Source organism: Micromonospora sp. CNZ280 (assembly GCF_011759515.1).
This window is the reverse complement of record NZ_JAAOYP010000001.1, coordinates 1,591,574-1,611,152: the sequence shown is the minus strand read 5'-3', so window position 1 is coordinate 1,611,152 and position 19,579 is coordinate 1,591,574. Positions and strand designations below refer to the sequence as shown.

General features: G+C 73.5%; 20 protein-coding genes. 14 read left to right on the top strand and 6 right to left on the bottom strand.

Going from position 1 to position 19,579, the window contains the following annotated elements:
• Nucleotides 1-109: 109 nt before the first annotated feature.
• A complete protein-coding gene (locus FHX32_RS07655) occupies nt 110-1,024 on the top strand; it encodes a sigma-70 family RNA polymerase sigma factor (protein WP_167180070.1) in 915 nt (304 codons plus the stop codon).
• A gap of 74 nt (nt 1,025-1,098) precedes the next feature.
• Nucleotides 1,099-1,320: a hypothetical protein gene (locus FHX32_RS07650; RefSeq protein ID WP_167180069.1), complete on the top strand. Its 222-nt coding sequence runs from the start codon at nt 1,099-1,101 to the stop codon at nt 1,318-1,320.
• Nucleotides 1,321-1,483: 163 nt separating this feature from the next.
• Here the strand turns inward: FHX32_RS07650 and FHX32_RS07645 are convergent, their stop codons facing one another.
• Nucleotides 1,484-2,650: a homogentisate 1,2-dioxygenase gene (locus tag FHX32_RS07645; protein WP_167180068.1), complete on the bottom strand. Its 1,167-nt coding sequence runs from the start codon at nt 2,648-2,650 to the stop codon at nt 1,484-1,486.
• Nucleotides 2,651-2,745: 95 nt separating this feature from the next.
• Here FHX32_RS07645 and FHX32_RS07640 point away from each other — a divergent pair, with 95 nt between their 5' ends.
• From FHX32_RS07640 to FHX32_RS07615, 6 genes are all read left to right on the top strand, one after another.
• Nucleotides 2,746-3,648, top strand: coding sequence for a hypothetical protein (locus FHX32_RS07640; protein ID WP_167180067.1), 903 nt, complete (start codon nt 2,746-2,748; stop codon nt 3,646-3,648).
• Between the two features lie 151 nt (nt 3,649-3,799).
• Nucleotides 3,800-4,999: a fumarylacetoacetase gene (gene fahA, locus FHX32_RS07635; protein WP_167180066.1), complete on the top strand. Its 1,200-nt coding sequence runs from the start codon at nt 3,800-3,802 to the stop codon at nt 4,997-4,999.
• Between the two features lie 177 nt (nt 5,000-5,176).
• Nucleotides 5,177-5,386 (top strand): DUF397 domain-containing protein, encoded by a 210-nt coding sequence (locus tag FHX32_RS07630; protein WP_167182376.1) that lies wholly within the window; start codon nt 5,177-5,179, stop codon nt 5,384-5,386.
• A 178-nt stretch (nt 5,387-5,564) separates the two neighbouring features.
• Entirely contained in the window at nt 5,565-6,050 is a 486-nt protein-coding gene (locus FHX32_RS07625; protein ID WP_167180065.1) for an SRPBCC family protein, read from the top strand.
• Nucleotides 6,051-6,136: 86 nt separating this feature from the next.
• On the top strand, nt 6,137-7,390 hold the full coding sequence (locus FHX32_RS07620) for an outer membrane protein assembly factor BamB family protein (RefSeq protein ID WP_208417988.1): 1,254 nt from the start codon (nt 6,137-6,139) through the stop codon (nt 7,388-7,390).
• A 58-nt stretch (nt 7,391-7,448) separates the two neighbouring features.
• Nucleotides 7,449-7,628: a hypothetical protein gene (locus FHX32_RS07615; protein ID WP_167180064.1), complete on the top strand. Its 180-nt coding sequence runs from the start codon at nt 7,449-7,451 to the stop codon at nt 7,626-7,628.
• A gap of 103 nt (nt 7,629-7,731) precedes the next feature.
• Here FHX32_RS07615 and hisC read toward each other — a convergent pair whose 3' ends face one another.
• From hisC to hppD, 4 genes are read right to left on the bottom strand one after another with little or no spacing between them, the layout of a single operon-like run.
• Nucleotides 7,732-8,835, bottom strand: coding sequence for a histidinol-phosphate transaminase (gene hisC, locus FHX32_RS07610; RefSeq protein WP_167180063.1), 1,104 nt, complete (start codon nt 8,833-8,835; stop codon nt 7,732-7,734).
• Nucleotides 8,832-9,740, bottom strand: coding sequence for an RDD family protein (locus FHX32_RS07605; RefSeq protein WP_167180062.1), 909 nt, complete (start codon nt 9,738-9,740; stop codon nt 8,832-8,834). Before FHX32_RS07605 ends, hisC begins: the two co-directional genes overlap by 4 nt.
• Before the next feature lie 55 nt (nt 9,741-9,795).
• Nucleotides 9,796-10,503 carry an RDD family protein gene (locus tag FHX32_RS07600; RefSeq protein WP_167180061.1) on the bottom strand — a complete coding sequence of 236 codons (708 nt, stop codon included), beginning with the start codon at nt 10,501-10,503 and terminating at the stop codon, nt 9,796-9,798.
• Nucleotides 10,504-10,514: 11 nt separating this feature from the next.
• Nucleotides 10,515-11,720, bottom strand: a complete 1,206-nt coding sequence (hppD, locus tag FHX32_RS07595) for a 4-hydroxyphenylpyruvate dioxygenase (RefSeq protein ID WP_167180060.1) — start codon at nt 11,718-11,720, stop codon at nt 10,515-10,517.
• 143 nt (nt 11,721-11,863) lie between these two features.
• Between hppD and FHX32_RS07590 the strand changes: the two genes are divergently transcribed.
• The 4 genes from FHX32_RS07590 to FHX32_RS07575 all read left to right on the top strand — a co-directional run bounded on the left by FHX32_RS07590 (nt 11,864) and on the right by FHX32_RS07575 (nt 17,112).
• Nucleotides 11,864-12,352: an Lrp/AsnC family transcriptional regulator gene (locus FHX32_RS07590; protein WP_167180059.1), complete on the top strand. Its 489-nt coding sequence runs from the start codon at nt 11,864-11,866 to the stop codon at nt 12,350-12,352.
• Nucleotides 12,353-12,427: 75 nt separating this feature from the next.
• On the top strand, nt 12,428-13,873 hold the full coding sequence (locus FHX32_RS07585) for an outer membrane protein assembly factor BamB family protein (RefSeq protein ID WP_167180058.1): 1,446 nt from the start codon (nt 12,428-12,430) through the stop codon (nt 13,871-13,873).
• A gap of 67 nt (nt 13,874-13,940) precedes the next feature.
• Nucleotides 13,941-15,611 (top strand): fumarate hydratase, encoded by a 1,671-nt coding sequence (locus FHX32_RS07580; RefSeq protein WP_167180057.1) that lies wholly within the window; start codon nt 13,941-13,943, stop codon nt 15,609-15,611.
• A 91-nt stretch (nt 15,612-15,702) separates the two neighbouring features.
• Entirely contained in the window at nt 15,703-17,112 is a 1,410-nt protein-coding gene (locus FHX32_RS07575) for a class II fumarate hydratase (RefSeq protein ID WP_208417987.1), read from the top strand.
• Nucleotides 17,113-17,156: 44 nt separating this feature from the next.
• Here FHX32_RS07575 and FHX32_RS07570 read toward each other — a convergent pair whose 3' ends face one another.
• Nucleotides 17,157-17,705 carry a CGNR zinc finger domain-containing protein gene (locus FHX32_RS07570; RefSeq protein WP_167180055.1) on the bottom strand — a complete coding sequence of 183 codons (549 nt, stop codon included), beginning with the start codon at nt 17,703-17,705 and terminating at the stop codon, nt 17,157-17,159.
• 85 nt (nt 17,706-17,790) lie between these two features.
• On the opposite strand from FHX32_RS07570, the gene FHX32_RS07565 reads away from it, so the two are divergent.
• Nucleotides 17,791-18,765, top strand: coding sequence for a DMT family transporter (locus tag FHX32_RS07565; RefSeq protein WP_167180054.1), 975 nt, complete (start codon nt 17,791-17,793; stop codon nt 18,763-18,765).
• Between the two features lie 85 nt (nt 18,766-18,850).
• Nucleotides 18,851-19,561 (top strand): HAD family hydrolase, encoded by a 711-nt coding sequence (locus FHX32_RS07560; protein ID WP_167180053.1) that lies wholly within the window; start codon nt 18,851-18,853, stop codon nt 19,559-19,561.
• The last annotated feature ends 18 nt before the right edge of the window (nt 19,562-19,579 follow it).

Genomic DNA, 19,579 nt, shown 5'->3' with positions numbered 1-19,579 from the left:
ACCTGTATCCGTCCCAAATTTGTTGTTGACATCTTTATAGGTCGAGCATAAGTTTAGGTCGCATCGAGGCGCTGCTGCGCCCGCTCGGGCCGTCGAAGGGAGATCGCTCATGACCGTGACCGATTCGGTGGGTGCCTACCTCCGGGAGATCGGCCGGACCCCGCTGCTCACCGCCGAGCAGGAGGTGGAGCTGGGCGCGCGGATCGAGGCCGGGGCGCTCGCCCAGCACCGTCTGGACGCCGATCCGGACGGGCTGACCGCTGACGAGCGGGCCACCTGCGAGCGGCTGGCCGCCGACGGTCGGCGGGCCCGGCAGCACATGATCGAGGCCAACCTCCGCCTGGTCGTCTCGATCGCCCGGCGGTACGTCCGCGAGGGTGGGCTGCCGCTGCCGGACCTGGTCCAGGAGGGCGTCATCGGGATGATGCGCGCGGTGGCGAAGTTCGACCACCGGCGCGGGCTGAAGTTCTCCACCTACGCCACCTGGTGGATCAAGCAGGCGCTCGGCCGCGCGCTGGCCGACCAGAGCCGCACCATCCGGGTGCCCGCGCACATGGCCGAGCTGATCAACCGGGTGCACCGGGTCCGCCGCATCCTGCTCCGGGACCTCGGGGAGGAGCCGACCGCCGCGCGGATCGCTGTCGAGCTCGACCTGGCTCCCGAGAAGGTCGAGCAGGCGCTGCGGTACGACCGGGAGCCGGTCTCGCTGCACGCCCCGGTCGGCGAGGACGGCGCCCAACTCGGCGACTTCCTCACCGACGACGCACCGGATCCGGCCGCCCAGGTGGCCGCCGGCTCACTGCGTTCCTACCTGGACACCGCGCTGTCCGCCCTCAGCGAGCGGGAGGCGACGGTCATCGCCCAGCGGTACGGCCTCGCCGACGCGGAGCCGCGCACCCTGGACGAGATCGGCCGGGTGCTCGGCCTGACCCGGGAACGCATCCGCCAGATCGAGGCCAAGGCGATGTCCAAACTCCGCCACCCCGCCCGGACCCGCGTCCTGGCCGACCTCCTGGCCGCCTGAGCAGAAGGGAGAGCAGCTTGACCTTCGACAAGACCACCCCGCCCACCCGCCCGACCCGCATCGCAGGAGCCCTCATGACACAGCTGACCATCGAGCAGTACCCGGCAGCCCGGCTCGACGCCGCGCCGGCGGCCGCCGTGGCCGGGCCCGACGCCGGCCTCGCCGGCGGGCCGGGCCGGCCGGACCGGCGCACGCGGCACCGCCGCCGGGTGTCCGCTGCCCAGCCCCGACCCTGGTCGGTGCGGCAGCACGACCAGCCCCGGCGGGGCGCCGTGATCCATCGGGGCCGGCGCTGAGCGTCTGATCAGCCAGCCGGCGGCCGCTGGTCGCCCGAGGTGTGCTCCGACCCGGCCAGCGGATGACCGGAGCCGGCGTGATCGTGGCCCGTTGGCAGGCCACGATCACGCCGGCGGCAGCCGGGTCAGGAGCGGCCCGGTCCGGTCGGCCGACGGGTGCGGCTCAGCCGCGGCGCGCCCAGGTCCAGGCGTAGCCGTCGTCCTCGCAGGACTGGCCGGCGCCGCAGAGGTCGAGCGGGCGGAAGGTGTCGACCATGACGGCGAGTTCGTCGAAGTGGTCGACGCCGATCGAGCGCTCCGCGGCGCCGGGCTGCGGGCCGTGGGTGAAGCCGGACGGGTGCAGTGAGATCGAGCCCTGCTCGATGCCGGAGCCGCGCCGGGCCTCGTAGTTGCCGCCGGTGTAGAAGAGCATCTCGTCGGAGTCGACGTTGTGGTGGTTGTACGGCACCGGGATCGCGTCCGGGTGGTAGTCGACCTTGCGGGGCACGAACGAGCAGATCACGAAGTTCGGGCCCTGGAAGGTCTGGTGCACCGGCGGCGGCTGGTGGATCCGGCCGGTGATCGGCTCGAAGTCGTGGATGGAGAACGCCCACGGGTACATGTGGCCGTCCCAGCCGACCACGTCGAACGGGTGGTGGGCGTAGACGTGCCGGGTCCACCCGCGACGGTGCCGGACCAGCACCTCCACCTCCTCGCCGTCGACCAGCAGCGGCGCGTCCGGCCCGCGGACGTCCCGCTCGCAGTACGGCGAGTGCTCCAGGAACTGGCCGCGTACCGAGAGGTAGCGCTTGGGCGGGCCGATGTGGCCGGCTGCCTCGATGGCGAGCAGCCGGGTCGGCTCGTCGCCGGTCGGCACCAGCCGGTGCACGGTCGAGGTGGGGATGATGACGTAGTCGCCGGCCACCGCGTCGAGCACGCCGAACGTCGACTCCACCCGCAGGGCGCCGGACTCCAGGTAGAGGCAGTGGTCGCCGGTGGCGTCCCGGAACAGCGGGGACGGCCGGTCGGCCAGCGCGTACGCGATCCGGACGTCGTCGTTGGCCAGCAGGTACTGCCGGCCGAGCACCGGGTCGGCGCCGGCGCCGTCGAGCTTGTGGGTGCGCAGGTGCCGGGGCTTGAGCGGCAGGTTCGGCGTCCGGGTGAACGCCGGCGGGGTGAACTCCTCGGCGGCCACGATCGCGGTGGGCGCGTGCCGGTGGTAGAGCAGCGACGAGTCGGAGGAGAAACCCTCCTGGCCCATCAACTCCTCGGCGTAGAGGCTGCCGTCGGGCTGCCGGAACTGGGTGTGGCGCTTGCGCGGCACCTCGCCGACGCTGCGGTAGTACGGCATCTCGCCTCCCGGATTCGTCCCGTTCACCGCCGGTGAGCGTCCGATAATCGGACGCTGTTGTCCGTTCCTTGTAGCGTCCCGTACATTCTTGTCTCGTGTCAACGCAGGTGCCCGAGCTCCTCGACGGCCTGGTCGACGACGCCGCCGTCTTCCCGCCCGGCAGCGCGTCGCTGCCCGACGCCGTCGCCGCGCACCGGCGGCACCGCGCCTCCTGGTACGCCGACCTGGTCGGCCCGCTCCTGGTCCCGGCCACGAAGCTGCCGGCGCTGGCCGACCTGCTCGGCCCCGGCGAGCGGATCGACGTCGGGGTGATCGGCGACCTGCCGATCGGCCAGCTCGACAGGGTGCGTGCCGAGGCCGACCCGCGGCTGCGGGTCCGGCAGGTCGAGGCGGCCGTCGCCAAGCGCGGCGAGGACCCGCTGCCCGGCCTGGCCGACCTGGTCGCGCTGGCCCGCCGGGCAGCCGTCGACGCCGCGCCCGAGGGCGAACCGGCGAACCGGGCTCCGCACCGCCTCGACGTCTACGCCGAGCTGCCGCTGACCTTCGGGCTGATGGGGGCACTGGACGCGCTCGCCGCGGCCCGGGCCGACGGGGTGCCGATCGCCGCGAAGTTCCGCACCGGCGGGTTGGCCGCCGAGCTGTTCCCCACCCCGGCCGAGCTGGCCGCGGTGATCTGCGCCTGCCGCGAGCGGCAGCTGCCGTTCAAGCTGACCGCCGGGCTGCACCAGGCGGTCCGGCACCTGGAGCCGGAGACCGGCTTCACCCACCACGGCTTCGCCAACGTGCTGGCCGCCACCCTGGCCGCCGCCGAGGGCGCCGGTACGGACGGGGTCGCCGAGCTGCTCGTCGCTGCCGATCCGCGGCCGCTGGTGCAGTGGGTCGAGCCGCGGCTGGACGCCGGCCGGCCGCTGTGGATCGGCTTCGGCTCGTGCAGCATCCTGGAACCACTGACCGATCTGATCCGGCTGGGGCTGGTGAACGGGGGGATCGAGGCATGAGCGAGCGTCAGCGAGCGAATCATCGTTGCAGGGCGCTGCTGCCGCATGGCGGCCCTGCTCACAGTCCGACCCCCGGCCGAGGCCGTGTCGATGCCGCGGCATCCACCGGCACGGCCGGGGCTCGGACCGTTCGGCGCAGCGGAGGGCCGGCATGAGCTGGGTGACGGGTGCCGACGGCTCGCCGTACGGGGTGCACAACCTGCCGTACGGGGTGTTCCGCCACGGCGAGCGCGAGCCGCGGATCGGCGTACGGATCGGGGACTTCGTGCTCGACCTCGCCGGCGCGGAGGCGGCCGGGCTGGTGCTCGCCGCCGGGGCGCTCGGCCGGCCCACCCTCAACGAGTTCATGGCGCTCGGCCGACCGCAGTGGACGGCGGTCCGGCAGCGAGTGACCGGGCTGCTCACCGACGCCGCGCACCGGCCTGACGTGGAGCCGCTGCTGATCCCGCTGGACGAGGCGCGGATGCAGCTGCCGTTCGAGGTGGCCGACTACGTCGACTTCTACTCCTCCGAGCACCACGCGGCCAACGTCGGGCAGATCTTCCGCCCGGGCCAGCCGCCGCTGCTGCCCAACTGGAAGCACCTGCCGATCGGCTACCACGGCCGGGCCGGCACGGTGGTGGTGTCCGGCACCCCGGTCGTCCGCCCCACGGGCCAGCGGGCCACCCCGGAGGGGCCGGTCGCCGGCCCGTCGGTGCGGCTGGACATCGAGGCCGAGGTCGGCTTCGTGGTGGGCGTGCCGAGCCCGCTGGGCAGCCGGGTGAGCGTCGACGACTTCGCCGACCACGTCTTCGGCGTGGTGCTGGTCAACGACTGGTCCGCCCGGGACATCCAGGCCTGGGAGTACCAGCCGCTTGGCCCGTTCCTGGGCAAGTCCTTCGCCACCTCGGTCGCCGCCTGGGTCACCCCGCTGGACGCGCTCGGCGACGCGTTCCTGCCCGCCCCCGACCAGGATCCGCCGGTCGCCGACTACCTGCGGGACGTGCCGCATCTGGGCCTCGACCTGCGGCTGGCGGTGCGGTGGAACGGCGAGCAGGTCAGCGAGCCGCCGTTCGCCACCATGTACTGGACGCCGGCCCAGCAGCTGGCCCACCTGACCGTCAACGGCGCGTCGCTGCGTACCGGCGACCTGTACGCCTCCGGCACCGTGTCCGGGCCGGAGCGGCACCAGGTCGGCTCGTTCCTGGAACTCACCTGGGGCGGCGCGGAGCCCGTGAAGCTCGCCGGCGGCGAGACCCGGACCTTTCTGGAGGACGGCGACACGGTGACGATCAGCGCCACCGCGCCCGGCCCGGACGGCACCACGGTGGCGCTGGGCGAGGTGACCGGGACCATCCTCCCGGCGCGCTGACCGCCCCTTTCGATCTCCCCGGGCCCCGGTCGCACCGAGTGTGCGACCGGGGCCCGTTCCTGTCGCGTTGATCGCTCCGGATTCCGTCGCCGTGCCGCGCCGGACCGGGCCGGCGCCCCCTTCCGGCTCCGGTCCGGCGCGGCACGGCGTCCCATCGACGCGAGGGAGATGACGATGATGAACGAGTTCGCGGGCGCGGTCTGGCGCACCAGCAGCCGCTCCAACGACCAGGGGCTCTGCGTGGAGGTGGCCGACAACCTGGTCGGCGTCCTCGGCGTGGTCGGGGTGCGCGACTCGAAGAACCAGGCCGGGCCGACACTCGCGGTGAGCCCGCCGGGGTGGACCGCGTTCGTGGCGGCGATCCGGGCCGGCCAGTTCCGACCCTGACCCGTTGCTGACGGATCTGGTGGCCGCGCCGGCCGGGCCACCGGCGAGGTCCACCACTGGCCGGGCCGGGCTCGCAGGTGATCCGCGCCGCCGCCATCCGGTTCGGCTGGTGAAACTTTCGCCGCGGAATTCCCGTACCGCGCTCACCCGGCGTACCGTCGAGGCCACGGGAGGTGGCATGTCGACGGTGTCGGTTACCGAGTTCATCGAGGCGCACGCCGTCGACGTCTGGCGCCTCCTGGCCGATCCGCGGCTGCGCACCGCCAGCACCGGCGCCGCCGGCACGGTCGAGCTGCTCACCACCGGCGGCTTCGGGCCGGGCACCGCCTGGCGGGAGACCCGGTGCCAGCCCGACGGCAGCGCGCTGGTCGAGGAGTTCGTGGTGGTCGAGGCGGAACCGCCCCGGCGGCTGGTGCTCAACTCGCCCGGCGCCGGCGTGGACTACCGGATCACCTGGACGCTGCGTGAGGTCGAGCGACGCGGGCGGGGCTGCACCGAGGTGACCGTCGCGCAGGAGGCGGCGCCGACCAGGCCGTACGGCCGGGTGGTCGCGCTGCTCCTCGGCGGCCTGGCCGCCCGTGCGATGGAGGGGGCGCTGCGGCAGGACCTCGCCGACCTCGCCGCCGCCGCGGCGACCACCGCAGGCTCGGCCGAGGCCGCCTGACGCGGGTCCGGTACGCCCGTCGCCGACCAGCGACCTGACCACGCTGCCACCAGGTCCGCTGGGTAGGGTGCCGGGCGGAGGTGGGCATGGGGTTGGCGAAGGGCCGGCGGCGGATCGTGATCGCCGTCGCGGCGCTGCTCGTGCTCGCCGCGGTCGCCGTGACGGTCTACCGGGTGCTCGCCCCCGCCGAGGTCAGCACGGTCGCCCGGGCGGACTACCCGCCGGCTCCCACGCCGGCCGTGGGGGTGATCGGCCGGCTGCCCGTCGCGCCGCTGATCGTGGACGGCCGGCTCCGGGTGTACGCGGGCCACCGGCAGGTCTACGCCGACCGTCCGGCCGACGGCCGGCACCGGACCACCCCGTTCTGGTCGTACCGCCGCTGGCCGGCTGAGCTGGACGGGGTGGTGGCGAGCGGAACCACCGTGGTCAGCCGCTGGTCGGACGGGCGGCTGGTGGCGCTGGACGCGCGGACCGGTCGGGTGGCGTGGCGGGCGGACGGACCCGAGCCGGTGGGGAACCGCACGGTGCGGCGCACCGGGGCGGCCGTCGTCTGGGAACCGCGGGGACTGCTGGCGACCCACGCCGCCGACGGCCGCGAGGTGGTGATCAGCTCGGGCGACGGCACTGTGCGCGGCTTCGGGCTGGCCGACGGCCGGCAGCTGTGGCGGGCCGACGTCGACCCGACCTGCCGGGACACCGTCGGCGCCACCGCCACGGGTCAGCTGCTCACCGTGGACGCCTGTGCCGGGCCGGCCGCTGTCGAGTTCCGGGACGCCGGCACCGGCGCGGTGGCCGGTCGCTGGCGTCCGGCCGGGGCGGGTGAGGACCTGACTGTCACCCCGCTCGGCTGCCGTACCGGCCGGGTCGGGTGTACCGCGTTGCGCACCGCCGGCCCGGGGGACGGCACCGGGCGGGGCTGGCTGCTCGGCTCCGGCGAGCCGGTCGCCGCGCCCGCACTCGACCCGGCGAACGCCGAGCTGGTCGGCGAGCAGGCGGTCGCGCTGGTCGACGGGGTGCTGACCGGCCGGTCGGCGCGCACCGGCGCGGAGCTGTGGCGGCGGCCCGAGCTCGGGTCGGGCCGGCTGATCGTGGTCCAGTTGGGCCGGGTACACCTGCTGACCGAGGCGAACGACCTGGTGACGCTGGACTCGGCGACGGGCGTGCAGCTGTCCCGATTCCCGCTCAACGCCGGTGCGGACGGCACCGGCTGGACGCCCGGGGCGGTGTACGCGGACGGCCGGTGGGTGGCCGTCGAGCGGCTCCGGAGGCCGGTCGACCCGGACGGGGACGACCAGCGCTACTTCATCACCGCCGAGCCGGTGATCCTCGCCGCGACCTGATCCGCCGCGCGGGCGAGCCACCTCGACAAAACGGACATAAGTTATTTATAGTCCCGCTGTGCGACTCCTGGCAGCCCTGTTCGGTGCGTTCCTGATCCTGCTCACCCCGTCGCCGGTGGACGCCGCGCCACCGGCGCCGCGGACCCTGCAGCTCTCCCCGACTGTCGGGGTCGAGATCACCGTGCCGGCGAGCTGCGGCTCTCCGACGGGCCCGGTGGCCTGTCGGCCGGGCCGTTGAAGGCCGAGGCGGAGACGCTCGCCCGGTTCCGGCAGCCGGTGGCGGCCGCCTGAGACGTCCGGTCCGGTCCGCGGGGGGATGGCGGACCGGACCGGCCCCAGGATCAGGCCAGCGCCGACTCGGCGGCGGCGAGGAAGGCGTCGTTCTCGGCCGGGGTGCCGATGGTGACCCGGACCCCGTCGCCGGGGAACGGGCGGACGATCACCCCGCGCGCCTCGCACGCCCTGCCGAAGTCCACCGCCCGGTCGCCCAGCGGCAGCCAGACGAAGTTCGCCTGGCTGGTCGGCACGTCCGGGACCAGCTTGCGCAGCGCCTCGGTGACCCGCTCCCGCTCGGCCACCACCAGGGCGCAGCGCCGTTCCACCTCGGCGGCCTGGGCCAGCGCGGCGAGCGCCCCGGCCTGCGCGGCCATGCTGGTGGAGAAAGGGGTGACCACCTTGCGTACCGCCGCCGCCACCTCGGGCTGCGCCACCAGCCAGCCGATCCGCAGGCCGGCCAGGCCCCACGCCTTGGAGAGCGTGCGCAGCACCGCCACGTTCGGCCGGTCGAGGTAGCTCAGGCCGTCCGGCACCTCGGGGTCGGTGACGAACTCCCGGTACGCCTCGTCGATGACCACCAGCACGTCGTCCGGCACCGCGTCGAGGAACCGGTCCAGCTCCGCCCGGCGGACGGCGGTGCCGGTCGGGTTGTTCGGGTTGCAGACCAGGATCATCCGGGTCCGGTCGGTCACCGCCGCGGCCATCGCCGCGAGGTCGTGCCCGTGCCCGGCGTCGTTGGGCACCCGCACGCTGGTCGCGCCGCTGGTCGCCGCGATGATCGGGTACGCCTCGAACGAGCGCCACGCGTAGAGCAACTCGTCGCCGGGCAGGCAGGTGGCCCGGACCAGGTGCTCGGCCAGCGCCACCGAACCGCAGCCGGTGGCGATCCGGTCGGCGGCCACGCCGTACCGTTCGGCCAGCGCCTCGCGGAGCGCGATGACGCCCATGTCCGGGTAACGGTGCACCCCGGCGGCGGCCTCGGTCACCGCCTCCACCACGCCGGGCAGCGGCCCGTACGGCACCTCGTTGCTGGCCAGCTTGATCGCCTCGGGCAGCCCCAGCTCGCGGGCCAGGTCGGCCGGGCTGCGGCCGGGTACGTAGTTGGGCAGCGCGTCCAGGTCGGCGCGGGTCAGCCGCAGCGCCGGCTGCTGGCGTCCGGTGTCGGTCATGGGGTGTCTCCCGGGGGGTTGGTGCGGTCGTTCGGGGTGGGACGGGCGGGGGTGCGGGGCAACTGGACCACCACGGTCTGCGCGCGCTTGTCGTGCAGCGCCTGCCGCAGCGGGTGGTCGAAGAGCGGGGAGAGCGCGTCGAGGAGTTGGAGCAGCAGGCCGAGGCCGCAGCAGTACCAGAGCAACGTGGGCAGGCCCAGGGTGTTCCACCGGCGCAGCGCCCGGCCGAAGCCGAGCGGCTGGTCGCCGGCGAGCGGCAGCACCTTGACGCCCATCACCCGCTTGCCGAAGGTCTGCCCGGTGGAGGCCGTCGTCGGCACCTCGTACGCGAGCCAGAGCGCGGTGGCGATCAGCAGGATGACGATCTGCAGCCCACCGGCCTGCTCGCTCGGCTGCGGCAGCCCCTCGGTCGAGGTGTCGCCGGCCAGCGCCCGCCGCCACACCTCCCGCCAGTACGGGGTGACCTCCTCGATCAGCCGCCAGACGAACCAGCCGTTCACCACCGCGTTCAGCGCGAAGACGATGCCGAAGTCGATCAGCCGGGCGATCAGCCGGGCGCCGAAGCCGGCCAGCGGCAGCCCGTGCGGGCGCGGCTCCGGCGGCCGGCCGGGCCACTGCCCCGGCGGCCAGGACTGCGGGACGCCGAGCTGGGGATAGGGCTGCCCCGGGTAGACCGGCCCCGGGTGCGGCACGCCGGGCGGGCCGCCCGGCGCGGAGACCGGGGGAGCGGACACGGTGACCGGGGTCGCGGGGGCGGGTGGGGTCGGGGCCGGTTCGGCCGGCGGCGGACCCTCGGGCACGGCGGCGTCGACCGGGATCGGCGCGCCGATCCACCCCTCGCCGTCCCAGTACCGCCGGGTCTCCGGATCGGCGGGGTCGACGTACCAGCCCGGTTCCACGCTCACTGCGCCGCCCCGGTTCGCGACTGCGGGGCTCGCAGGCCCGGCTCACTCCTCGCGCTCACGGAGCAACCTTAACGACGACCGTGCCGGCGAAGCGGTCGTGCAGGCACTGCTGCCACGGCTTGTCCCACAGCTGCCACAGCCCGTCGAGGTAGCCGAGGCCTGGGACCAGGCCGCCGACCTGCTGCACCAGGAACCGCCGCACGGCGGCGCCCCGGTCCAGCGAGCGGTCCGGGTCCAGCGGCACGACGCGCAGCTTCATCACCTTCTTGCCGTAGGTCTGACCGGTGCGGAACATCATCTCGACGTGGTAGACGTAGGCGACCACGAACGAGATCGCCAGGACGGCGAGTTCCATCCAGAGGAACGGCACGACGAGGTCGCGCCACAGGTCCGGCTGCACGACCGTGCCGTCCGGGTCGATCCGGACGAGGTCGGGCAGCACGACAGCGAAGAAGATGATCAACGCCGGCACCGCGAGCACGAGCCCGACGCCGTAGAAGACCGCGGCGTCGACCAGCGCGGCCAGCAGCCGGTCGGTGAAGCTGGCCAGCGGCTGCCCGGCCGGGGTGAGCGTCGGCGCCGGGCGGGGCGGCCCGAGGTGACCCGGCGGCGGGACCCACCCGGGCGGCGGGTGACCGGCCGGGGTGAACTGCGGCGGCACCGCGTACCCCTGGGTGGCGGGACCGGAGGGCGGCGCGAAGCCGCCGGCGGTGGGCGCGGGCCCACCCACCGGCGGCGTCGGGTACGTCGGAGGCTGCGTCACGCTCGACAGTGTTACAGGTTGCCGCGCTTCTCCTGCTCCCGCTCGATGGCCTCGAAGAGCGCCTTGAAGTTGCCCTTGCCGAAGCCGAGCGAGCCGTGCCGCTCGATCAGCTCGAAGAAGACGGTCGGCCGGTCCTGCACCGGCTTGGTGAAGATCTGCAGCAGGTAGCCGTCCTCGTCCCGGTCGACCAGGATCTTGCGAGACTTCAGCTCCTCGATCGGCACTCGCACCTCGCCGATCCGGGCGCGCAGCTCCGGGTCGTCGTAGTAGGAGTCCGGGGTGTCCAGGAACTCCACGCCGGCGGCCCGCATCGCGTCCACGCTGGCCAGGATGTCGTTGGTGGCGACCGCGATGTGCTGGGCGCCCGGACCCTGGTAGAACTCCAGGTACTCGTCGATCTGCGACTTCTTGCGGGCGATCGCCGGCTCGTTCAGCGGGAACTTCACCTTGCGGGTGCCGTTGGCGACCACCTTGCTCATCAGCGCCGAGTAGTCGGTGGCGATGTCGTCACCGATGAACTCCGCCATGTTCGAGAAGCCCATGACGCGCTTGTAGAACTCGACCCACTCGTCCATCCGGCCGAGTTCGACGTTGCCGACGATGTGGTCGACGGCCTGGAAGAACCGCTTCGGCTGGACGCCGGCGTCGATCATCGGCTGCCGGTCCACGATCGGCCCGCGGGCCACGAAGCCGGGCAGGAACGGGCCGGTGTAGCGGGACCGGTCGACCAGGGTGTGCCGGGTGTCGCCGTAGGTGGCGATGGCGGCCAGCCGGACGGTGCCGTGCTCGTCGCTGACGTCGTGCGGCTCGACCAGGCCGGTGGCGCCCTGCGCGGTGGCGTGCGCGTACGCGGCGTCGACGTCCGGCACCTCCAGCGCGATGTCGCTGACCCCGTCGCTGTGCCGGGCGACGTGCTCGGCGCCCTCGGCGTCCGGGCGGACCATGCCGGTCAGCACGAACCGGGCCGACCCGCTGGTCAGCACGTACTGGGCGTGGTCCCGGCAGCCCTGCTCCGGGCCCCGGTACGCGACGCAGGTCATGCCGAACGCGGTGGAGTAGTAGTGCGCCGCCTGCTTGGCGTTGCCCACCAGGAAGTGCACGTGGTCGAGTCCCTTGACCGGGAACGGGTCACGGCTGATGTCGTGGTCGACCGCGCCGACGAGCGCGTCGACGTCGACCTCCTCGGTCGGGGTGGGTCGGTCGATCGCCTGGGTCATGGTGGCCTCCCTTGCGTACCGGCCGGCCTCGTGGGCCGTCGCCGTGCGGATGTTCCTCCGTCGAGCATTGCGGTGACCGGCATCACTGGGCAACTGGTGGCATGAACGCTGGTCAGGTTGCGCATTCAGTAGGGTGTTGACCCATGAATGATGGTCAAGGTGTACAGCTCGACGACCTGGACGCCAGGTTGATCGAGTTGCTCGCCGAGGAGCCCCGGACCGGGGTGCTGGAGTGTTCCCGGCGGCTCGGCGTGGCTCGCGGCACCGTCCAGGCAAGGCTGGACAAGCTGGTCGAGCGGGGGGTGATCGGCGGGTTCGGACCGGACATCTCGCCAGCCGCCATCGGGTTCGCGGTGACCAGCTTCGTCACCCTGGAGATCAGCCAGCGGCACGGGCACGACCCGGTTGCCGCACACCTGGCCGCGATCCCCGAGGTGCTGGAGGCGCACACCATCACCGGCTCCAGCGACCTGCTCTGCCGGATCGTGGCCCGCTCCAACACCGACCTGCAGCGGGTGATCGACCAGATCGTCTCCTACGAGGGCATCACCCGCGCCTCGACGATCATCGCGCTGGCCGAGCAGATCCCCTACCGCACCCTGCCGCTGGTCCGCTCCGCCGCCGGGCGCTGACCGGCCGGTCGAGAAAGCGCGGCGACACGCGGCGCGGGAACCCGGGAGCACGGTGATCGTGGCTACCGTGTCGGTGTGGCGAAGGGGAGCGGCCTCGGCGTGCGTGGCGGGTTGCTGCTCGCGCTGATCGTGGTCGTCGTCCTCGCCGCGACCGGGGTGTGGAATCCGTTCCCCTCCCTGTGGGACTGGGTCGACCGGAGCGAGCCGATCGCCGAGCCGGACGTGGTCTGGCAGCAGCGGATCGGCGGCACCCCGCGCAGCGTCACCATCGCCGGCGACACCGTGGTGGTCGAGCAGCGCACCCGGGTGGAGGCCCGGGCGCTGAGCACCGGCAGCCAGCTGTGGGAGCGCAAGGCGGACTGGTCGGCGGTGGCCGGCGGCGACCGGGATGCCGTCGTCGTCGTGGGCAAGCTGCTGGTCAAGGGGTACGAGGTGCTCGACCCGACCACCGGGGCGACCCGGCGGCGCGACGACGACGCGGTGGCCGTGTGGACGTACCGCAACCTGTTGCTGGACGCGCACTGCGTCGACGCCACCGACTGCACGCTGAGCGCCTGGGACCCGCGCGGCAGCACCCCGCTCTGGACGGCCTTCATGCCCGGGGTGCGCAGCGGCCTGCTCGGCGACAACCCGGGCCTGCTCGGCACCCGCCGGCTCGACGCGGTGCGGATCGACGAGGAGGTGGCCGGGCCGGAGCCGGTGCCCCCACTGCTCGGCTTCCCGGTGGACGGCCGGGTGCACGTGGTGGACACCGCCACCGGCCGGGTGCTGCAGAACGTCGAACCGGGCCGGGACGAGCGGCTCTCCGTGGTCGGCGGCCGGCTGCTGCGGATCACCGCCCGGTCCCAGGACGGCAGCTGCTACTTCGCCATCTCCGCCCGGGACCCGGCGACCGGCCAGGAGACCTGGCGGCGCTCCGGGATCAACCTGCGCACCGCCGACAGCGCCGGCTGCGTCCAGCGGGAGGATCCGCAGGGGGCGCGGAGCGTGCTGATCGGGGTGGCACCGGACGGCCGGGAAGCGGTCCTCGACGGGTACGACGGGCGGCTGCTCTGGGTCGGCGCCGAGGGGGAGAAGGTGCTCGCCGTCGACGACCGCTACGCACTCGCCCGGACGGCCGACAAGAGCGCCGTCGTCGCCCGGGAGTTGGCCGGCGGCCAGGTGCGGTGGCGGCGGCCCGCCGGCGCGAAGGCCGGCGCCGCGCTCACCCCGTACGCGGCGCTGGTCGCCGACGAGAAGCCGTCCCGGCTGGTGGCCCTCGACCCTCGCACCGGGCGGGAACTGGCAGTGCTGCGGACCGCCGCGAACGCGCTGGCGGTCGGCCCGAACGGGATGATCATCGGGGAGGGGCGGGAGATCGCGTACGTGCGCTTCTCCGGCGCGGCGGGGGCGCCCCGGCCCACCGGGAACGGCGGCGTGCCCGCCCCGGGCAGCACCGGTCGGGTGGTCCCGGAGCCGGCCGACAGCTGCGGCCCGAAGCGGGAACTCTGCCCGGACCCCGACCGCGGCAAGGACGGGTGAGAGCGGCGTCCCAGGACGCACCCGGCGGGTGGGACCGATCGACCGCTCTGCCCTAGGCTTGCCGGTCATGAGCAGTGCCGCCGCCTTCTCGTACGCTCCCCTGCTGCCGACCGGTCCGGACCAGACGGAGTACCGCCTGGTCACCGACGAGGGCGTCGACGTCGTCAACGGTCCCGGAGGTCGCCGGTTCCTCACCGTGGAGCCGGCCGCGCTCACCGCGCTGACCGCCGAGGCGATGCACGACATCGCGCACTTCCTGCGTCCCGCGCACCTGGCCCAGCTGCGCTCGATCATCGACGATCCGGCGGCCTCGCCGAACGACCGGTTCGTCGCGCTCGACCTGCTGCGCAACGCCAACATCGCGGCCGGCGGCGTGCTGCCGATGTGCCAGGACACCGGCACCGCGATCGTGATGGGCAAGCGCGGCCGGCACGTGCTGACCGACGGCACCGACGCCGAGGCGATCTCCCGGGGCGTCTGGCAGGCGTACACCCGGTTGAATCTGCGCTACTCGCAGCTCGCCCCGCTGACCATGTGGGAGGAGCGCAACACCGGCAGCAACCTGCCGGCGCAGGTGGAGCTCTACGCCGAGGACCCGGACGGCCACCCGGACGCGTACAAGTTCCTCTTCATGGCCAAGGGCGGCGGTTCGGCCAACAAGTCGTACCTCTACCAGGAGACCAAGGCGCTGTTGAATCCCACCCGGATGATGCAGTTCCTGGAGGAGAAGCTGCGGCTGATCGGCACCGCCGCCTGCCCGCCGTACCACCTGGCGATCGTCATCGGCGGCACCAGCGCCGAGTACGCCCTGAAGACCGCCAAGTACGCCAGCGCCAAGTACCTCGACGCGCTGCCCACCTCCGGCGCGATGACCGGCCACGGCTTCCGCGACCTGGAGCTGGAGGCCGAGGTGCTGGAGCTGACCCGCAACTTCGGCATCGGCGCGCAGTTCGGCGGCCGCTACTTCTGCCACGACGTGCGGGTGGTCCGGCTGCCCCGGCACGGCGCCTCCTGCCCGGTGGCGATCGCCGTCTCCTGCTCCGCCGACCGGCAGGCGGTCGCCAAGATCACCCCGTCCGGGGTGTGGCTGGAGCGGCTGGAGACCGACCCGGCCCGCTACCTGCCGGACGTCACCGAGGCGCAGCTGGACAGCTCCGAGGTGGTCCGGGTCGACCTCAACCGGCCGATGGACGAGATCCGCGCCGAGCTGTCCAAGTACCCGGTGAAGACCCGGCTCTCGCTGACCGGCCCGCTGGTGGTGGCCCGGGACATCGCGCACGCCAAGATCGCCGAGCGGCTGGACGCCGGCGAGCCGATGCCGCGGTACCTGCGCGACCACGCGGTCTACTACGCCGGCCCGGCCAAGACCCCGGAGGGCTACGCCTCCGGCTCGTTCGGTCCGACCACCGCCGGTCGGATGGACGCGTACGTGGAGAAGTTCCAGGCCGCCGGCGGCTCGCTGGTGATGCTGGCCAAGGGCAACCGGTCCGCTCAGGTGACCCGCTCCTGCCGGCAGCACGGCGGCTTCTACCTCGGCTCGATCGGCGGCCCGGCCGCCCGGCTGGCCCAGGACTGCATCAAGCACGTCGAGGTGCTCGAATACCCCGAGCTCGGCATGGAGGCGGTCTGGAAGATCGAGGTGGAGGACTTCCCGGCGTTCATCGTGGTCGACGACAAGGGCGAGGACTTCTTCGCCGAGGTCACCAAGCCGGTCCTCACCATCGGCAGCCGCCGCTGACCGGGACACGCCGATCCCGCAGCGGTTGGCGGCCGGGCCGGGTCGGTCCGCTGGGCGCGATCATCTGCACGGCGCCGTCGAGCGCGGCAGGATGGTACGCGTGACGACTCCAGAGGCGACGGGATACCGGATCGAACGCGACTCGATGGGCGAGGTGGAGGTGCCCGCCGAGGCGCTGTGGCGGGCGCAGACCCAGCGCGCGGTGCAGAACTTCCCGATCTCGGGCCGGGGCATCGAGCCGGCCCAGATCCGGGCGCTGGCCCAGATCAAGGGGGCGGCGGCCGAGGTCAACGGGGAGCTGGGGGTGATCGACGCGAACGTGGCGTCGGCGATCGCCGCGGCGGCCGCGCACGTGGCCGACGGCGGCTACGACGACCAGTTCCCGGTCGACGTCTTCCAGACCGGCTCGGGCACCTCGTCCAACATGAACACCAACGAGGTGATCGCCACCCTGGCCAGCCGGGAGCTGGGCCGCGACGTGCACCCGAACGACGACGTCAACGCCTCGCAGTCCAGCAACGACGTCTTCCCGTCCTCGATCCACCTGGCCGCGACCGAGGCCGTGGCCCGCGACCTGCTGCCCGCGCTGGCCCACCTCGCCGAGGCGCTGGAGGCCAAGGCGGAGGAGTTCGAGACGGTGGTCAAGGCGGGGCGTACCCACCTGATGGACGCCACGCCGGTGACCCTCGGGCAGGAGTTCGGCGGTTACGCCGCCCAGGTCCGCTACGGCATCGAGCGGCTGGAGGCGGCGCTGCCCCGGCTGGCCGAACTGCCGCTCGGCGGCACCGCGGTGGGCACCGGCATCAACACCCCGCTCGGCTTCGCCGCCGCCGTGATCGCCAAGCTGCGCGAGTCGACCGGGCTGCCGCTCACCGAGGCCCGCAACCACTTCGAGGCGCAGGGCGCCCGGGACGCCCTGGTGGAGACCTCCGGCCAGTTGCGGACCGTCGCGGTCGGGCTCTACAAGATGGCCAACGACATCCGCTGGATGGGTTCCGGCCCCCGGGCCGGCCTGCGCGAGCTGCGCATCCCTGATCTCCAGCCGGGCTCGTCGATCATGCCGGGCAAGGTCAACCCGGTGGTCTGCGAGGCGGTCCGGCAGGTCTGCGCCCAGGTGATCGGCAACGACGCGACGGTCGGGTTCGCCGGTTCGCAGGGCGACTTCGAGCTGAACGTCATGCTGCCGGTGATGGCCCGCAATATCCTGGAGTCGATCCGGCTGCTGGCCGCGTCGAGCCGCCTGCTCGCCGACCGCTGCGTGGTCGGCCTGGTCGCGGACGCCGAGGTCTGCCTGGCGTACGCGGAGGGCTCGCCGTCGATCGTCACCCCGCTGAACCGGTACGTGGGCTACGACGAGGCGGCCTCGATCGCCAAGGAGGCGCTGGCCAAGCAGATCTCCATCCGCGAGGTGGTGATCGCCCGCGGGCACGTGGACTCCGGCAAGCTCAGCGAGACCCAGTTGGAGGAGGCGCTCGACCTGCTCCGGATGACCCACCCCTGAGCTGTGCCGGGCTCCCGGCCGGCGGCGGGGCGGTGGCGCCCGGGTCAGCGCTGGGCGGCGGCGGCCTTGCGGGCGCGGTAGGCGCTGACCGCGGCCCGGTTGCCGCAGCTGGCGTCGCAGAACCGGCGGGAGCGGTTCTTCGACAGGTCGACCAGCACGTCGTCGCAGCCGGGACGCTCGCAGGTCCGCAGCCGGCTCAGCTCGTCGCTGCGGACCAGGTCGGCGATCGCCATCGCCGCCTCGACCGCCATCCGGGTGGCCAGCGGCGCGTCCCGGGGCACGGCGTGGATGTGGTACGGCTCGTCGTCGTGCGTGATGAGCTGCGGCAGCGCGTTGTGCTCGCGGAGCAGCCCGTTGACGATCCGGACGATTTCGTCGGTGTCGGCGTGCCAGATCCGGCGGAGCCGGGGGCGTAGGTCGCGCACCGACTCCAGTTCGGCCTCGGTGTGCTCGTACCGTCCGCTGTACGAGTGGGCCACGAAGAAGGCGTCCAGCGCGGCGACGTCCGGCAGGCCCTCCCCGTCGGTCCCGTCGGTGTTGACGAGTGCCGCGGCGGCGATCAGGGAGCATTCCGTGTCATGGGCGAAAAGCAACTTGACTCCTGTCGGTGTGCCGGCCTAGCGTCATCGGCATAACCATAGTTTGCTCATGACGGCCCGCTCGTGCCAAGGAGAGCCAATGCGTCAACCACCCGCCGCCGGGGTCGGCCTCGGCCTGGCCCTGCTCTCCGCGGTCACCTTCGCCACCTCCGGCACCTTTGCCCGCTCGCTGATCGAGGCCGGTTGGTCGGCGCCCTCCGCCGTGATCGCCCGGGTCGGCGTCGCCGCGCTGGTGGTGGCCGTGCCGGCGGCGATCTCGCTGCGCGGGAAGTGGCACGTGCTGCGCCGCAACCTCGGCGTGCTCGGCGTCTTCGGGCTGCTCGGGGTGGCGCTCGCCCAGGTCTGCTTCTTCAACGCGGTCCGTTACCTGCCGGTCGGTGTCGCGCTGCTGCTGGAGTACCTCGGCATCATCCTGGTGGTCGGCTGGACGTGGCTGGTCCACGGGCAGCGCCCCCGCCGGTTGACCGTGGCCGGCTCGGTGGCCGCCCTGGCCGGGCTGGTCTTCGTTCTCGACCTCACCGGCGCCGGCCGGCTCGACCCGGTGGGTGTGCTCTGGGGCCTCGGCGCGGCGGTCGGGCTGGCCGGCTACTTCGTACTGGCCGGCCGGGTCGACGCCGAGCTGCCCTCGGTGGTGATGGCCAGCGGCGGGATGGCCGTCGGCGGCGCCATCCTGCTCGCGCTCGGGCTCACCGGCGCGCTGCCGCTGCACGCCACCTTCGGCGACGTCGCCTTCGCCGGGCAGGTCACCAGCTGGCTGGTGCCGATCGCCGGCCTCTCCCTGGTGGCCGCCGTGGTCGCGTACCTGAGCGGGATCGCCGGCGCCCGGATCCTCGGCCCCCGGCTGTCGTCCTTCGTCGGGCTGACCGAGGTGATGTTCGCGGTGCTCATCGCCTGGCTGGTGCTGGGTGAGCTGCCCACCGTGGTGCAGCTCTTCGGCGGCGCGCTGATCGTCGCCGGGGTCGCCCTGGTCCGCCTCGACGAACTGCGCCGAACGGACCTGCTCCCGGCGGCGGACACCGATGCGGCCCGACCCGTCCTCGCCGCCGACCGCTGACCGTCGACAGAGCGCCGGTCGATCGTGTGGTCGTGGTGCCATCAGGCGGGTTCCCGTCCCGCCCGGGGGCTGCCACAGTGGTCGTGTGCTGACCACCGTGGTGTTCGACGCGGACGAGACCCTGCTGGACCTGCGCCCCGCGGTGACCGGCGGGCTGGTCGCCGTACTCCAGGAGATGCGGCGGCTGACCCCGGCGGCGGCAGGCGTGTCCCTCGCCGACTTGGAGTCGGACTGGGACGCGGTCTTCGGCGCGCACAGCGCGGAGCCGGTGCAGGAGATTCGCCGGGCGGCGCTGGCCCGGTCGTTGGCCCGCGTCGGGCTCGGCGACCACCTGGACGAGCTGGCGGCGCTCTTCTTCGCCCACCGGTTCGCGCTCACTCGGCCGTTCCCGGACGTGCGGCCGGCGCTCGCCGCCCTGCGGGAACGCTGGACGCTCGGCTTCGCCACGAACGGCAACAGCCGCGCCGAACGCTGCGGGCTCGCCGGCGAGTTCTCCTTCGAGCTGTACGCGCACGAGGACGGCGTGCCGAAGAAGCCCGCGCCGGAGTTCTACGCGGCGATGGTCGAGGCGGCCGGGGTGCCGGCCGGCCAGGTGGTGTACGTCGGCGACTCGCTGGCGCACGATGTGGTCGGCCCGCAGCGGGCCGGCCTGCGGGCGATCTGGCTCAACCGGCTCGGCCTGCCCCGACCGCCCGACGTCCACCCGCACGCCGAACTGGCCACCCTGGCCAACCTGCCGCACGCGCTGATGGAGCTTGATCGACTCTGGATCGGCGATCTGGGGGCTTCCCGCTGACGGGGATACCGCCACATC

Coding starts and splice junctions, on each gene's coding strand:
- FHX32_RS07620 (WP_208417988.1), top strand. CDS start 6,137: ATGGGGTTGGCGAAGGGCCGGCGGCGGATCGTGATCGCCGTCGCGGCG.
- FHX32_RS07655 (WP_167180070.1), top strand. CDS start 110: ATGACCGTGACCGATTCGGTGGGTGCCTACCTCCGGGAGATCGGCCGG.
- FHX32_RS07630 (WP_167182376.1), top strand. CDS start 5,177: ATGAACGAGTTCGCGGGCGCGGTCTGGCGCACCAGCAGCCGCTCCAAC.
- FHX32_RS07580 (WP_167180057.1), top strand. CDS start 13,941: ATGAGCAGTGCCGCCGCCTTCTCGTACGCTCCCCTGCTGCCGACCGGT.
- FHX32_RS07645 (WP_167180068.1), bottom strand. CDS start 2,650: ATGCCGTACTACCGCAGCGTCGGCGAGGTGCCGCGCAAGCGCCACACC.
- FHX32_RS07625 (WP_167180065.1), top strand. CDS start 5,565: ATGTCGACGGTGTCGGTTACCGAGTTCATCGAGGCGCACGCCGTCGAC.
- fahA (WP_167180066.1), top strand. CDS start 3,800: ATGAGCTGGGTGACGGGTGCCGACGGCTCGCCGTACGGGGTGCACAAC.
- FHX32_RS07575 (WP_208417987.1), top strand. CDS start 15,703: ATGGTACGCGTGACGACTCCAGAGGCGACGGGATACCGGATCGAACGC.
- FHX32_RS07650 (WP_167180069.1), top strand. CDS start 1,099: ATGACACAGCTGACCATCGAGCAGTACCCGGCAGCCCGGCTCGACGCC.
- hisC (WP_167180063.1), bottom strand. CDS start 8,835: ATGACCGACACCGGACGCCAGCAGCCGGCGCTGCGGCTGACCCGCGCC.
- hppD (WP_167180060.1), bottom strand. CDS start 11,720: ATGACCCAGGCGATCGACCGACCCACCCCGACCGAGGAGGTCGACGTC.
- FHX32_RS07565 (WP_167180054.1), top strand. CDS start 17,791: ATGCGTCAACCACCCGCCGCCGGGGTCGGCCTCGGCCTGGCCCTGCTC.
- FHX32_RS07590 (WP_167180059.1), top strand. CDS start 11,864: ATGAATGATGGTCAAGGTGTACAGCTCGACGACCTGGACGCCAGGTTG.